Origin of the sequence: Lacipirellula limnantheis (assembly GCF_007746075.1) — a bacterium.
GTDB classification, from domain to species: Bacteria; Planctomycetota; Planctomycetia; order Pirellulales; family Lacipirellulaceae; genus Lacipirellula; species Lacipirellula limnantheis.
This window is the reverse complement of sequence record NZ_CP036339.1, coordinates 5,007,276-5,021,526: the sequence shown is the minus strand read 5'-3', so window position 1 is coordinate 5,021,526 and position 14,251 is coordinate 5,007,276. Positions and strand designations below refer to the sequence as shown.

The window sequence follows — 14,251 nt, the reverse complement described above, 5'->3', positions numbered from 1 at the left end:
GTCGTTGACCCGCGGCTACCGCACCTTGCAGCGGAACTGAATCACGCCGCCTTTGCCTTTTTCGAGCGGTTCGGTCAATTCCCACCGCAGGATGAGCGACTCGCCGTCGTTGGCCTGCGTAGTGAAGCTGGCGGGCAGCGACGTCTTTTGGCTTCCTTCGACGTATTCGAGCCGCGTCGTCAGGTTGTCGGTGATGACGACGTTGCCGATGACCTTGTCGCCGACGTTGTCGAACCGCAGGGTGAACTCGACTTCTTCGCCCGGTTGGGCCGAGCTCTTGGAGGCGAGCTTCACGAGGCGGAGCTTGGGGTTGTTCGGTTCGAACAAGTGGTAGATTGTGCCAGGCGAGACGTCGCTGACGGCGGCCTGCGCGTGCCGGCCGTCGAGAACGACTTGGGCGGCTTCGACGCCCGACCAGGCGATGGCGGCAAGCGACGCGCGGGCGATCTTGACGACGTCGGTTCCGATCACCTCGCCGCTGCGGATGAGCTGCACGTTGCAGTAAGGCTGCAGCGCGCCGATGGTGACGGCGACCCGGCGATCGCGATCGAGTTCGCCAGCCTGCTCGCGTTCGCGGAGGAGGCTCGGCGGTTCTTTCTCGCGGTGGATGTCGGGCTTGATTTCGGCGAGCGAGGTGAGAACGTCTTCGGTCTCTTCGATCTTGATTGGATTGATCTTTTGGATCGTGCCGCCGGGGGCGTCGATGCGGGCGTACGCACGCAAATCGGTGACCTCGCGGACCGCGGCGAAGCGCGGGGCGTAAAGGCAGACTTTGTTGCTCGGCGTGATGATCGTGCGGCCGTCGACGGTGTCGTAGTGAGCGACGGTGTCTTCTTGTTCGAGGCCGGTGACCTTCCAGTCGGCGTTGACTGCGGCGGGGAGATGCATGTCGCCGCCGTCGCAGAGGTACTCGTCGGCGGGACCGCGGACGGGGCCGTGGTTACAGCAGCCGCAGCCATCGCCGCTGCACATTGGCTGCCAGTTGCCTTCGGGCAGGCACTGCGATTGCGCGAGCTGGGCGCTGGTGAGATGGGTAGGGATTTCGGCGGCGGCGAGACGGATGGTCGACGGCGCTAAGCCGCGAGCGGGGAGTGACGCTGACGAGTCGTCGGCGAAGGCGGCCGGCTGGACGTCGACAGGTTGCCGGAGATTCGCGGACGCATCCTGGGAGTCGTCGGCGAAGACGACCTGTTCGCTGTTGTCCGAACCGTTTTCAGGCGCGACGTACTGGGCGCCCGGTACATGGTCCTGAACGTCGTTTGGCACGGACGACGCGAGTTGGGAATCGGCGGACGATGGATTCGGTTGGTTTTGAGCGATGCGATAGCGGGGCTCCGCCGTACGGCAGGAGCACATGACAATCGCCGCGGCGGCGATGACGCCGTAGCGGAACCAAGCTGGCGCGCTGCGCGGACCGTTGTCCGTTGTCAGTCGTCCGCTGTGAATACGTTGATGCTTCATCGCTCTTCACCACTGACAACGGACAACTGACCACTGACAAGAACGCTTGAAAAGTTGTGCTAGCGCTAAGCCGCAAGCGGCTAGGGCGCTGGCACGATCGTTTCCTCGTGCGGCGTGAGCAATACGCCAGGGTGAGCCCCCCGGTTCACCCTGGCGTAGACGATTGCCGGCGCCGCGCCGTAGACGAAGTTGACGTCGTTCTGATCGGTCTCGGGAATACGCCCGCCAATGCGCAGGATGGCGATTGGTCGGCCGAGGCCATCGGCCGTCACCAATGGATCGTCGCCGGGCGCGACGTCGAACCACCGGGTTTCGCTGGGCGTCTTCTGGGCGATCGGAATCGCGAGATTCGGATCCTCGACGTAGATCACGCGGGTGACGAACTTCCCCTCCGAAGCCAGCAGGAGTTCGTCGAGCGTCAGGTCGACCGGCACCGGGAAGCGGAGCGATTCCCCCTCGGGCGGATACATGCGGTCGACCAATTCGACGGTTGGGAAGAGTTCGAGCCCGGGATGTTCCGGAATCTCGGTGACGCGAAACCGATAGACTGGTCCGATGTAAAGTCCGACCAGCAGCGAGTCGGGTTGCCCCTCGGCGAACCCGGCTCCGGCGGCCGGCGCGATTCGCGCTCCTTGCGGAGCGCGAATCTCGACCGCCTGACAATACCCTGACAACGGTTCGCCGCGCATCAGTCGTTGGCGGCCAATCGCTCCCGGAGGCATGGCGCCGGCATGGCGCCAGTGTCTTACCGGCTCTTGTCCCGCCGCTGGAGCGACGAGCGTCAGAGCGAGCAAGACTGCCCATCGCAGTTTGCCTTCGACGTGCAGACGGCCGAAGCCGCTGCGTAGTGTGGAACGAACCGTTGTCATTGATTCCGCTGCAAGTTTTGAGTTGCGAGGCGCGAGTTGGAAGATTGAAGACGTCATCCGTTTTCAGCTCTTGACTCGCGACTCGCTACTCGCAACTCGCGACCTTTTTCGTTACTGCTCGATGACCTGTCCTTCGTACGGGCCCTCGACGGCGCCCTCGTACTCGCCGGAAGAATACTCCCCGGAGGATTCCCCTTCGTAGCACTGGTCGTTGCAAGGCTCGCCGGCGGCGTGCTTGTGGGCGCCGAGGCGGTGGATGGCGCTAGGCACGGCTCCCGGCAGCGTGCCGCCGAACAACCTGAACGGTGCGCGGTTGGTCTCGCTCACCTTCACGTGGTTGACCGGTCGGGGATAGTTCATGCCAGGACGTTGCTTGACGGTCATCTTCATCTTGGCGACCGGCGGCGGCATCAAGACGCGCGTCCGGTTGACCATCGTGTGCTCCTTCAGGCCAGCCTGGTGACCCAGCGGAATGTGCGGCGGACCAGGCAGCCCGATGGGAGTGCCGACCGACGGCATGCCCCATTGCGGACCGTTGACTCCCGAGATGTAGTTGGGAGGGGCGATTTGCGGAGCAAAGGCGCTGGTGGGCATCCCTTGCGGGCCGCCGTAGCCGCCGCCTTGACCGGTCGGGCAGGTCATGCACTGCGCCGGGTTGACGCCGCCTTCCTGGTAGTCGGCGTTCTCAACGCCGCCGTTCATGGCGAGCATCTGCCCGGGAAGCTGCAAGTCGAGGTTACCGATGCGGAGGATCGCCAGGATCGAGCCGCGACGGTCAGCCTCGGCAATCGGGTCGACGCCCGGATCGAGCCGCGTGCTGACGAGCGTCTCGACGCCGGCGAGCGCGAGGTCTTGGAACTCAGGATCGGGCAGGTAGATCACCTTGGTCACGAAGTTGCCGGCCAGCACTTGGTCGAGATCTTCGTCGGTGAACTGCACCGGGATCGGCGAGTGCGACAGGTACGCGTCGGTCCGCGGCGTCACCGGAGCGACTTCGAGCGTCGGGTACAGCTCGACGCCGGCACGGTCCGGAATGTTGGTGAGTTTCAAGCGATAAATGGCGCCTTGCTGGAAGTTCTGTCGGCCCGGCATGACGAGCGGGGTCGAATCGAACATGCAGACGCCGCTGACGTCCCAGGCGACTTCCGCCCCTTCGACGCCGAGGAACGCGATCTGCGAGGTGCCGCCGGCGCCGAGGGCCATGCAGGGGGCGATCGGTCCGCCGCCGCCGCAGTAGCCGCCGTCCATCGGGCCGCCGCCCGGACCCATGGGGCCCATCGGCATCATGGCGCCTGCTGGCTGAATGACGCCCGGGCCGGGTCCGCCGACGCCGGGGCCCGGTTCGAGCAGCCGCTGGGCAGGCGGCAAGTTGTAGGCGGCTTTGCCGCCCACGCACCCGATCGACGCGACGCAGGCGATCGCTGCGAAGGTCAATAAGAACCTCTGAACTCTCATGGTTTTCCCCCTCTGAACTGGCACTCAGGCCAACTGACTGTGTACCGCGACGCGAGCCGGACGGATCGACGGACCTGGAGCGCCATGGGGGCGGCTTCCTGGCCGACGATACGTCGAATTTCGAAAAGTGCGTGAGTAGTAGGCGCGACCAGGCGCGGATGGGGCGCGAGGAGTTGCGATGGACGGTTCGAGCCGCCCGCCACTACAATCCCGCCCGCACAGCGAGCCTGAGAGCATCCGCAGCCGCGATGGCGCGAGACGCTTCCGGGTAAAAAGGTCGACAGACGCGAGCCGGAATCTTTGGCAAATCCGCTAAAACCGGCAGAGGAATGCCATCTTGCGCCGTTTCACAACCAAACTGGTCATCGCCCTGCTGGCGATTGGCGGCGGTTATTGGGCTGCGCGGACGCTGGCGCCGCTGGCAATCGAACCCTTGAATCTGGCCGAGCCGCCGTCCGTGTTGCAGACGCCGACCTTGACGTCGGTGAGCGTGCCGGCAGGGGGGCCTTCGGGCGATCAGCTCGTGCAGGAAGTGATCAATCGGTCGCTGGAACGGCGTCCGAACATTGCCGCCCATGTTCGCCAGCTGGTTCGGGTCGGGGACGAGCGACTCAACGGCAAGGGGAGTTACTGGCAGCAAGGACTGGGGAATTTGCGGCGGACCCGGTGGGAACTCGAAACGCACGTCGGCACCGATCCGGCGTTCGTCACGCAGGTGTACGACGGCGAATACGTGTGGACGGACCGCAAGCTGCCGGGGACGCGAAAGGTGACGCGCGTCGGGATGGAAGCGATCCGTCGGGAGCTGAGCTCGCAAAGCGGGGCAGGGCAGGGGAGCGGCATCGCCGCCTTTAGCGACGCGGCCGTCCGCGGCGGGCTGTCGCAGCTGATTTCGAGCCTGGCGCGCTGCTTCACGTTTTCCTCGCCGCAGCCGATGCAGCTTGGCGAGCGGACGATGCTCGCCGTGATCGGCACCTGGCGGCCAGAGCAGTTAGAAAAAGAATGGCCGGGGCTCTCGACGAAGGCGCCGGAGGAGTGGCCGAGCCACCTGCCGCATCATGTGCTGCTATACATCGACAGCAGCGAGCTGTTTCCGTACCTGATCGAATATCGCGGCGGGGTCGACGCCGAGTTGGTGACCGATCCGCACGGCGTGTTCGCGACGCGCGACCCGCTGGCGTTGTTCGAATTCTACGATGTTCAGTACTTCGGCTCGACGATGCCAGCGAGCCTGTTTCAATACACGCCCCCCGATCCGTCGTGGCACGACGTGACGAGCAAGGTGGTTGAAGAATTGCGGGCCGCGGAGGCCAAGCCGCCAGCGGAGATGACGCAGCGCACCGGGACCTGGCGCCAGTAGCGCGTCGTGGCCCCGGATTGAAGAGCACGGGGCTCATGGCAACCACGGGTGCTACGAAACGAAGCGGAACTCTCGGCGGGCGAGCTCGGCGGCGGCGAGGATCGCGGCGATCATGCCGCTTCCTTCGGCAGAGCCTTGCCAGGCGCGGTCAAATGCCGTGCCATGGGCGGCACTGGTGCGGACGATGGGGAGGCCGAGCGTAATGTTCACGGCGCGGTGCATCGCCAGCAGCTTCAGCGCGATGTGGCCCTGGTCGTGGTACATCGCCACGACGGCGTCGAATTCGCCGTCGCGGGCGCGAACCAGCAGCGTGTCGGCCGGCAGCGGACCGACGGCGGCGATGCCAGCCGCGCGGGCCATGCCGACGGCGGGCGAGATGATGAGGTTCTCCTCGTTGCCGAAGAGCTCTTCCTCGCCGGCGTGCGGGTTCAGCGCGCAGACGCCGATTCTCGGATCGGCGAGTCCAAATCCGTCGCGCATCAAGATGTTGGCGAGCCGGCACTTGGCGGCGATGAGTCCGGGGTTCAACTGTCCCGGCACCGAGCGCAGCGAACAGTGGAGCGTAGCATGGACGACGCCGAGCCCGGCGCGCGAGTCGGGCAGCTCGGACTTTGGCAGGTAGAGCATCATCGCGAAGTCGTCGACGCCGCAGAGCTCGGCCAAGAGCTCGGTGTGACCGGGATAGTGGTGGCCGGCGGCGTGGAGGGCGGCCTTGCTGAGGGGCGCCGTCACCAATCCGGCAAATTGGCCGGCGATCGAGCGCCGCGTGGCGAGGACGACGGCCTCGTAGGCCGCCTGGCCTGAACGGGCATCGAGTTTTGCTGGCGGAGCGTCGAGGACGTCGTCGCTGCCTACCGGCAGGCAGGGGATGCGGAAGGGATCGGAGGGGTCGAGCCCCAATTGCGCGATGGTGCTTACCGAATCAATGACTTCGACGCGCGCTGAGGAGCCGGTGAGGGCGACGGCGCGGCGTAAGATTTCAGGGTGGCCGAGGGCGACGGGGCGGCAGACTTCATGGACGCGGGGATCGCTCCAGGCGCGGACGACCACCTCGGGCCCAACGCCAGCCGGGTCGCCGAGGGTGATCGCGAGGAGCGGTTTTTGGGCGGCGTCGGCCATGCGGGAGTCAGGAGTCAGGAGCGGTAGCCGCGGGTCAACTACCCGCCGGAGCGGTGCGCTCGTGCTTGCGAACCGCTGCGGCCATATGGCCGGCGGCGGAGACCGCGAACCCGCCGCAAGCGGCGGGGCTATATGGGCGTGGCGGCGTTCGATGTTTTTAGCAGGGGCAGGGCAGGGGGCGGAAACGGTAACGGCAATCCCCAGTTGATTTTAGGCATTCCTGGCGCCTCGGCAACGGCCTGCCATCCGGGGCGAGGGCGGGTTAGAATGATTGGTCGCGGCCTGCTCGACTGGCGCGATGCCGCGAGCGGCGCTCACTCAAAAGGAGTTTGTTGTGTCTGATTCCGATTCCATTCTCGCGTACGAGACGGCCAATGCCATTGAGGCTCACGCCCTGGTCGCCTTTTTGGCGAATGAGGGCGTCGAGGCGCGAGTTCTCGGCGAAGCGCTCCAGGGCGCGTTCGGCGGCATCGAGGCGGGAACGCTCGACACGATCGAAGTCTGGGTCGCGGCAGCCGATCGCGCGAAGGCCGAGCCGCTGATCGAGCAATGGCGTCAAGAATACGACGAGCCGAAGGCATAGGGGGCCCAGGGCGATGACTCGCATCTTCCCCATGCTCGCGTCGTTTTCGCTCATGTTGCTGGGCGTCGCGGTGACGCTGGGGCTGATCATCGGCGATCTGTACGCCAGTCCTGTGGCGCAGGCGACGCTTGATTGGCGCGGCCGGCACATGATGACTGGCGTCGCGGCCGCACTGTTCGTCGTCCTGGTTGAAAGCATCGCCGTCACTTACTTCGTCGGGACGAGCCGCTGGTGCAAGGAGGTCACCGAGACCTACCGACTGCCGCCAGACGATTTGGCCGAAAGCACCCGGCTGAAACGGCGAACTTTTCCCTGGTGCGTGCTGGGAATGTTGACGGTCGTGGGACTGAGCGCCCTCGGGGCTGCCTCCGACCCCGGAACGGGTCGGGCCGATACGGCGGCGTGGGCCGATATCCACCTGGCCGCCGCGTTTGCGGGGCTTGGCGTCGTCGCCTGGACCTATTACCGGGCATGGCTGAACATTGCCGATAATCAGCGGGTCATCGAGCGCATTGTCAGCCAGGTCCGCCGGATCCGGGAGGAACGCGGCCTCGATTCAGCCGCCATAAACGAGCCGATTCCGGCTTCCGCGGGGTAGTTGCCCGCATATCCGCTAGAATCGTGTCTCCGGGCGAGAAACTCGGGCGATTCGGGCCATGACACGCTAGCGAGAGTAACTATACTTGGGAGTTCCGGCAGACAATGAATAGCTCCCCTGAATTCTCCACTTTCGCGCCGCGGTTGCAGGTTGGGTCGCCCATGTCGAAGGCTTTGACGATCGTAGGCATGGTCGTCGCAGGGCTTATTGGCCTACTGTTCGCGGTAGATTGGGCCGTCGGCATTCCGTTCAGCGGGGCCGACTGGCGGATGAACCTCGGCGCGCTGATCGCGGCCGGGTTGCTCGGCTACCTGAGCTGGGATGCGATGAAGGACGTGCGCTAGCGACCGATGGGGTTCCGACGGGCAACGCCGGCCGGCTCGCCATGTTGCCGGAGCGCGTTACGCCGCGCGCAGGATCGAGCGTTGCGGCTTGGCCGCGCTTTGCAGGGTGAGCTCGGCCGTCAGATCAGCGACGGTAGCAATGCGGATTTGGCCCCGATCGCTCGCCGTTGCCGCCTGGTCAATCGCCTTTTCCAGCTCACGCCAGCTGTTGCTGCTCGTCAATCCAACCGCGGCCAGATTGATCGTGGCGATCTTCGGGCCAGCGGCGGCGCTGAAGAAGTCGGTCGAAATGCCGCCTACCTGGCGGAACCAACGTCGTCGTGAAGGTAGATGTCCCTGCGGCGTAAGTTGCCAGATCCCAAACGGCAGCTGGCGGACGGATGCCGAGTCGCTCGCAGCCGACTCGGTTACCATCCCGCGGACGCCTTGCTGAGCAAGCTGGCGTTCAATCTGGCCGCGGGGCAACTCGGCGTCGAGGCATAGCGTCGCGACATCGAGTCCGGCTGCTGCCAACCGCTGCAGGCCGTCGGCAATGACTTCGCCCGGAGGCGAGGCTTTGGTTTTGCGTGCGAGCAGCGCGGCTTCGACGAACCGCTGGGGCGCGGCGAGGGCCTCCGCTTGTTCGGCCGTTTCAATTCCCCAGGTGGCGGGCAGGTGGTCCTCGACCAAACGGCGCAGCAACTGGGCGGGGCCCGCCGAGGAGGCCACGCTACGGGGCCAGCAGATAACGAGGCAAACGGGCGTCGCGGAGCGGATCGACGTCGACATGGCGCTGGCCCTCGGGGGAGTCGCGGTTGACGGCCGAGACGTTCCGAGCCGCCATAGGGACCATCGGGCGTCGGTCATGCCTGACTCGACGCTAGCGCGACTCGCAAGGGTCGCCCGCATCGGGTAAAGCGTGCCGGTTGGGGAAAGCTTTCGGGAGCCGCGTGGCCTTGCGTGGCATAAACATACGCGGCTCAAGCCGGCGGACAGCGATAATGTCGAGAGACTCATCGCAAAAGGGGGCAACTCGATCCGATCGGAGGTGACAGCAGTTGTGCGACTCTGTTAAATTAGGGAACCATTTCTCCGGCCGCGGGCCGGTGGCCACGCCACTTGACGTCAGGTTCACCAATGCCGGTTCGCACGGACCATTGGAAGTTTCGGCCTCACCCGCTGATTCGTGGCGGGCATTTGCAGACAGTGGCTGCCGTCTACTTGCCGAGAAAGCACGCACCCTACGGTGCGAAACTTCATTTCGTCGAGGCCGACGGCGTGCCTGCAGCGGAGGGGGGCGACCAGCTTGCGCTCCACGACGATTGCCCTGAAGGTTGGCGGCCCGACAAGCCCTCGGTGCTGCTGGTTCACGGACTAGCGGGCTGCCACACCAGCGCCTACATGTGCCGGATGACGGAGCGGCTGACTGAGCGCGGTTACCGCGTGTTCCGGCTCGACATGCGCGGCTGCGGGGCAGGGGAGGGGATCGCCAAACTGCCGACGCATTGCGGGCGCTCGGGCGACGTCGCCGCGGCGCTCCGTTATATTGCCCAGCGGCATCCTGAATCGCCGACGTTTGCCATCGGCTTCTCGCTCGGCGGCTGCTTGACGCTCAATCTGCTGGCCGAAGCAGAGGAGACTCGCGTCGGCAATCTGGTCCGCTCGCTGGCCATTTGCCCGCCGATCGATCTGTTCGCCGTCGAACGGCGCTTTGACTCGCCAGGCGGCCGGCCGTATGACCGATTCTTTGTGAAGAAATTGTGGCAGCAGATCACGGCGCGTTGGGCGCGATTTCCAGATATTGCTCCCGCGGTCATCCCGCCGCAGCCGAAGCGATTGCGTCAAATCGACGAGACGGTGATTGCCCCCAGCGGCGGCTTCGCCTCGGCGGACGATTACTACACGCAAACGCAGCCCGGTCCGAAGTTGGTGCGCGTGTCGCAACCGGTGCTGATTATCGCCGCCGAGGACGATCCTGTGGTGCCGACGGCGCCGCTATTGGCGTACGAGCGCGGACCCGGCGTTGAAGCGGTGATCGTGCCGCGCGGCGGGCACCTGGGGTTCATCGGCGGCGGCAATGGCGATCCCGATCGCCGCTGGCTCGATTGGCGGATTATCGAGTGGCTCGAGACGGGGCACTAGGCGCCAGCCGCGGGGCAACGACTCGCCGGAACGTCGTTAAGAAAATCTAACCACAAAGACACGACGGGCACGAAGACGCGCGAAGAATTCCAAGAAGGATTGTGCAGCGGCGTTCAATGCCGCCTATGACGACCAAGTCGCCTTGGTAGCCCCGACGGGGCTTAATCGCTGGGCGCTAGAGCAGACGCCGTTGCGGCGGCAGCAGTCGAGTGACGGTGAACCAAGCTCTCCAGCTTCCCGACGCCCAGCGCTAGCGCTAGCCCGAGCAACAGCGCGAGCGAAAGTTTACCCCGGTCGTGATCGTGGAACTGCAGCTCCGGCAGCAGGTCGCTGAGCGAGATGCAGAGGAACGTCCCCGCCGAAAAAGCGAGCGAGTACGCCAGCAGCGGGCCGCTCGACGACTCGGTCCCCATGCCGAGGAAGAAAAGGACGATCCCCACGGGAATCGCCAGCGCGAAGAGGCCGTTGACCGCGTAGCGGGCCTGGGGCGACCAGCCGCCGCGGGCCATCAGCATGGCGATCGTCATCGAGTCGAATGGCTTGTGGAGGAAGATGACCAGGAACGTTCCGAGCCCCGCGAGCGGCAAGTTATCGTGCCGATGGTAGACGCTGGCCGCGAGGGCGACCCCCTCGATCACGCTGTGGATCGTGAGGCCAAACGCGGCGCCGCTCCAGGTGATGTCGTGGTGATGATGGCCATGATCGTGACCGCAGTCGTGCTGGTGCTCGTGAAGTTCATGAAGCTCGCCGGCAGCGTCGGTTTCGAGATCGTGGTGGTGATAGCAGAAAAACCGCTCGATGAAGAACATCGTCAGCCAGCCGGCGACGACCCACATCATCACCGTGAAATCGACCGCCTCGTCGGCGCTTGCTTTCACCGCGTGCGCTTCGCTGAGGGCGTGGGGCAACATGTGGAGCATGCCGACGCCGAACATCATTGCGGCGACGAAGCTGACGGCGACCTGCATGCCGCGGTGGGTCAGGCGAAACCAGAGGGGCAGCATCCCCCCGAAGACCGACGCGGCCAGGATGATGACTGAGTAGTAGGTGAGGGGGACGATGGGGGCCATGAATCGCGGCGGCTGCCGCCTAGGTCCGGGTCGACAGGCGAGGGGGAATCGAGCAGTATGGCAAGCAATTCGGCGCGGCACAAGTTTGCGGGCAGGCGCGGCCGTCTGCATCGCGACGGGCACGACGTAATGCGGGGAGGGAGAAGCCGCAGATAAACGCAGATGAGCGCAAGTGTTCTGGTCTGCGTTGATTTGCGTTCATCGGCGGTTCCAGTGTTTTCCATGTCTTTCCTTGGCGCTCTTGGCGTCCTTGGCGGTTCGGTCTTTTGCAGTGGCAGTTCACTGAGCGTTCCAGACTCTTGAGGTCAATCGGCAATGCGCGCCTGCGTACAACGTGTTTCCGCGGCCCGCGTCCGCGTCGAGGGCAAGACGGTCGGCGAGATTGGCCGTGGTTTGCTCGTGCTGCTCGGCGTGGCGACGGGAGACGGGCCGGCGGAGCTGCGCTGGATGGTCGACAAAGTGGTCGGCTTACGGGTGTTCGACGATGGCGAGGGGAAGATGAATCTCGCGCTCGCCGACGTCGGTGGCGAGTTGCTGGTGGTGAGCCAGTTCACGCTCTTAGGCGATTGCCGCAAAGGGCGCCGGCCGAGCTTCATCGGCGCGGCGCCGCCAGAGCTGGCGGAACGGATGTATGGGGAGTTCGTCGCGGCGGCGCGGACCGCCGGCATCCGCGTGGCGACCGGGCGGTTTCGGACTCACATGGAAGTCGAACTGGTCAATGACGGGCCGGTGACGATGCTGCTTGATTCGGCAGATCGCTAGCCGCGGATCAACGATCCGCCGGAGCGGAATATGAAAGACGAACCACTAAGACACGAAGACACCAAGCGGAGAAATTCGCTCTTTCTGCGTTCTTGCGCGTCTCTTCGCGGCCTTTGCGTCTTTGTGGTTATCTTTCTTAGGGCCGCTCCGGCGGCTCGTTGAGCCGCGGCTACTTTTTCCAGCTGAACCGCTTCATGATGCGGCGAGCGGTGTCGTAGATCGTGCGGTCATGCGGCAGGCCGTCGACGGCCGGTTGGTCGCCGGGCGTCGGCCTCGTTGAGGGCTGTTGAAATCCAATGCGAAACGTTGACGGCACATTCGTGCCGTCGCTGGCAAGTTGCGGGAGCCGCTGATCGGGCATCACTTCGTGAACCAGCCGATTTTTGATCGCCTGATTGTTGACGATGATCGGCGAGAGCTGGCCGTAGCGCTCCATGATCGACGGTTCGCTGAGAATCATCACGACGACCACGGCGAGTTTCCAGTAGACGGAAAAGTTGCCCCACAGATCGTCGCCCCAGAGCTTGATCGCCGTGCCGAACGATTTTTTGAAACGCCAACGACCGCCGGACCACTCGATCGAGTAGATCTCGTCGAGCATCAAGTGCGAGAGGACGCCGATGAAGACGCCGCCCGCTTTGAAGTAGCGCAAATGAAGATTTGTCGAGTTGCTAACGAGAAACGTGACGCCGGTGAAAATGAGCAGCGCCGGGATGCTATGAAACATGCCGCGGTGGACCGTGGCGCGCTTGAGCAGCTTGGCGATGCCGAAGCGAACCGTCAAATAGCTGGCGGCGCCCGCCAGCACCATTTGCTCGTAATTCCAGCCGAAATGCTGGAAGCGATCGACGAGCATCATGGGCACGACGGCGGCGAAGAAGCTCATCGTTTCGCGGAGCGGCACGCCGGAGTCGCTGTCGATGTCGGGGAGCATGCCGCCGACGCCGCAGAGGCAGCCGGCCACCAGGCTCGCTTCGATCGGCAGCCCGTGGTAGGCGCCAAGCGCAGCATAGCCGGCGCCGAGCGTGCAGCTGGTCGTGATATGGGTGGTGAAGCCGGCCATAGGGGGCGGAACTGTCGCAAATTTGCGGGAATTCGCCAAGAGTAGCCAAAAGAAAGCGAATTGCTGGAGGGAGAGTTTGGCGGCCTGACCGCCAAGACGCGAAGGGACAAAGAACGCACCGAGTGAAGGTGGAACTAAATGGCAGCTGGCAGAGCTAGCTGGCCATGAAGTTCGTTCGTCTTGTCCCCCTTACTTTCTCAGTGCATTCATCGCGCGTCCTTCGCGCCTTTGCGTTTTCGTGGTTGCCTTTTCGCTAACCAGCACCGACGGTTCGTCGACCCGCGGCTACTGCTAGCACAACTGCCCTTCGCCCCCCTGCCCGCCGTCGATATACTTCGCCGTCCCGCAACCTCCCGCCTCCTTCGCCCGCCACGGGTGCACCATGCAGAATTACGATCTCGTGATGCTAGCAGTCTTGGTCGTCGCCACGATCTTTGGATTTTGGAAGGGATTGGCATGGCAAGTCGCGTCGCTGGCGTCGCTGGTGGTGAGCTACTTCGCGGCGCTGAAGTTCGCCGATAAGTTGGCGCCGATGGTGAGCGACCATGCGCCGTTCAACAAGTTCGCGGCCATGTTGATCATTTACGCCGGCAGCTCGCTGGCGATTTGGATGTTGTTTCGCGTCGTGGCGGGCGTGATCGACGGCGTGAAGCTCAAAGAGTTCGACCGTCAGATGGGCGCCTTGGTCGGGTTCGCCAAAGGGGTGCTGATCTGCATCGCGATCACATTCTTCGCCGTCTCGCTGCTCGGCCAGGCGCAGCGCGACAAGATCCTCGCGTCGCGGAGCGGGCATTACATCGTCCAGGTGCTCGACAAGGCCGACGCGGTGGCGCCGCCCGAGATCAAGGGAGTCATTGGGCCGTACATTCAGAAGATCAACGAACGACTCGACCCCAGCTATCAGCCGAATCCGCAGCAGGATCTTCAAGACCTCCAGAAGCTCTGGAGCGAACAGGCAGGGGGGGCCGCCGGGGCAGGGGGCTGGCCGGCCGCCGGCAACATCGCGTGGCCTGCGGCGACGAACAACGCCCCGCCAGCGACGGCGCCGAATGCGCCGGCATGGCCGATCTCGACCGGCGGCGAACGACAGTAGCGACCAGCCAGATAGCTGCGCCCGCGGCGGTTTCGATCGCGGCAGGGGAGGCCGAATATCTCACTCGAATTCGCAGCGACGGTCGCTGCTGAAGGGCCTTCGCGATGCGTTGTTCGTGGCAGCGTCAACCCGTTAGCTGACGACGTTGTCGTTTAGGCGAAGGGCCTCGTTTTCAGGCCTAAAACGCCCCGGAAACGAACATAACAACGATTATCGGACGTTGCTGGTAGGCGGAAAGCTGGCGGCTCCAGCGGCCTTTGGCCTCCCGTCCCTGCACTTTCAGCTGCAAGAGCAAACGCATCAAAGCCACCGGCTCCGGCGGTCGACGCAACGGTAGTTTGCCCGCAGATGAT

14 protein-coding genes are annotated in these 14,251 nt (G+C 64.5%); 7 read left to right on the top strand and 7 right to left on the bottom strand.

Annotated elements, in window-relative coordinates; genetic code table 11:
• Positions 1 to 15 precede the first annotated feature (15 nt).
• The 3 genes from I41_RS19530 to I41_RS19520 all read right to left on the bottom strand — a co-directional run bounded on the left by I41_RS19530 (position 16) and on the right by I41_RS19520 (position 3,785).
• The gene (locus tag I41_RS19530; protein ID WP_145434607.1) at positions 16 to 1,461 is read right to left on the bottom strand and encodes a DUF11 domain-containing protein; all 1,446 of its coding nucleotides are present in this window, start codon (positions 1,459 to 1,461) and stop codon (positions 16 to 18) included.
• A gap of 80 nt (positions 1,462 to 1,541) precedes the next feature.
• Positions 1,542 to 2,330 (bottom strand): hypothetical protein, encoded by a 789-nt coding sequence (locus I41_RS19525; RefSeq protein WP_145434606.1) that lies wholly within the window; start codon positions 2,328 to 2,330, stop codon positions 1,542 to 1,544.
• A 111-nt stretch (positions 2,331 to 2,441) separates the two neighbouring features.
• Positions 2,442 to 3,785 (bottom strand): hypothetical protein, encoded by a 1,344-nt coding sequence (locus I41_RS19520; protein WP_145434605.1) that lies wholly within the window; start codon positions 3,783 to 3,785, stop codon positions 2,442 to 2,444.
• A 337-nt stretch (positions 3,786 to 4,122) separates the two neighbouring features.
• On the opposite strand from I41_RS19520, the gene I41_RS19515 reads away from it, so the two are divergent.
• Positions 4,123 to 5,145: a hypothetical protein gene (locus I41_RS19515; RefSeq protein WP_145434604.1), complete on the top strand. Its 1,023-nt coding sequence runs from the start codon at positions 4,123 to 4,125 to the stop codon at positions 5,143 to 5,145.
• A 51-nt stretch (positions 5,146 to 5,196) separates the two neighbouring features.
• On the opposite strand, the gene pdxA is transcribed toward I41_RS19515, so the two are convergent.
• Positions 5,197 to 6,264, bottom strand: a complete 1,068-nt coding sequence (gene pdxA / locus I41_RS19510) for a 4-hydroxythreonine-4-phosphate dehydrogenase PdxA (RefSeq protein WP_145434603.1) — start codon at positions 6,262 to 6,264, stop codon at positions 5,197 to 5,199.
• 334 nt (positions 6,265 to 6,598) lie between these two features.
• Here pdxA and I41_RS19505 point away from each other — a divergent pair, with 334 nt between their 5' ends.
• The 3 genes from I41_RS19505 (at position 6,599) to I41_RS19495 (ending at position 7,789) form a co-directional block, all read left to right on the top strand.
• Positions 6,599 to 6,847 carry a putative signal transducing protein gene (locus I41_RS19505; protein ID WP_168207035.1) on the top strand — a complete coding sequence of 83 codons (249 nt, stop codon included), beginning with the start codon at positions 6,599 to 6,601 and terminating at the stop codon, positions 6,845 to 6,847.
• 13 nt (positions 6,848 to 6,860) lie between these two features.
• Complete coding sequence (locus I41_RS19500; RefSeq protein ID WP_145434601.1) at positions 6,861 to 7,445, top strand: hypothetical protein; 585 nt, start codon at positions 6,861 to 6,863, stop codon at positions 7,443 to 7,445.
• 161 nt (positions 7,446 to 7,606) lie between these two features.
• On the top strand, positions 7,607 to 7,789 hold the full coding sequence (locus tag I41_RS19495; protein ID WP_145434600.1) for a hypothetical protein: 183 nt from the start codon (positions 7,607 to 7,609) through the stop codon (positions 7,787 to 7,789).
• A 57-nt stretch (positions 7,790 to 7,846) separates the two neighbouring features.
• On the opposite strand, the gene I41_RS19490 is transcribed toward I41_RS19495, so the two are convergent.
• Positions 7,847 to 8,557, bottom strand: coding sequence for a hypothetical protein (locus I41_RS19490; RefSeq protein WP_145434599.1), 711 nt, complete (start codon positions 8,555 to 8,557; stop codon positions 7,847 to 7,849).
• 348 nt (positions 8,558 to 8,905) lie between these two features.
• On the opposite strand from I41_RS19490, the gene I41_RS19485 reads away from it, so the two are divergent.
• Positions 8,906 to 9,910 (top strand): YheT family hydrolase, encoded by a 1,005-nt coding sequence (locus I41_RS19485; protein ID WP_145434598.1) that lies wholly within the window; start codon positions 8,906 to 8,908, stop codon positions 9,908 to 9,910.
• A gap of 161 nt (positions 9,911 to 10,071) precedes the next feature.
• Here I41_RS19485 and I41_RS19480 read toward each other — a convergent pair whose 3' ends face one another.
• The gene (locus I41_RS19480) at positions 10,072 to 10,980 is read right to left on the bottom strand and encodes a ZIP family metal transporter (RefSeq protein ID WP_168207034.1); all 909 of its coding nucleotides are present in this window, start codon (positions 10,978 to 10,980) and stop codon (positions 10,072 to 10,074) included.
• A 315-nt stretch (positions 10,981 to 11,295) separates the two neighbouring features.
• Between I41_RS19480 and dtd the strand changes: the two genes are divergently transcribed.
• Positions 11,296 to 11,742 (top strand): D-aminoacyl-tRNA deacylase, encoded by a 447-nt coding sequence (gene dtd / locus I41_RS19475; RefSeq protein WP_145434596.1) that lies wholly within the window; start codon positions 11,296 to 11,298, stop codon positions 11,740 to 11,742.
• Positions 11,743 to 11,911: 169 nt separating this feature from the next.
• Here the strand turns inward: dtd and I41_RS19470 are convergent, their stop codons facing one another.
• Entirely contained in the window at positions 11,912 to 12,805 is an 894-nt protein-coding gene (locus I41_RS19470; RefSeq protein WP_145434595.1) for a metal-dependent hydrolase, read from the bottom strand.
• 382 nt (positions 12,806 to 13,187) lie between these two features.
• Between I41_RS19470 and I41_RS19465 the strand changes: the two genes are divergently transcribed.
• Positions 13,188 to 13,898, top strand: a complete 711-nt coding sequence (locus I41_RS19465; protein WP_145434594.1) for a CvpA family protein — start codon at positions 13,188 to 13,190, stop codon at positions 13,896 to 13,898.
• Positions 13,899 to 14,251: the final 353 nt, after the last annotated feature.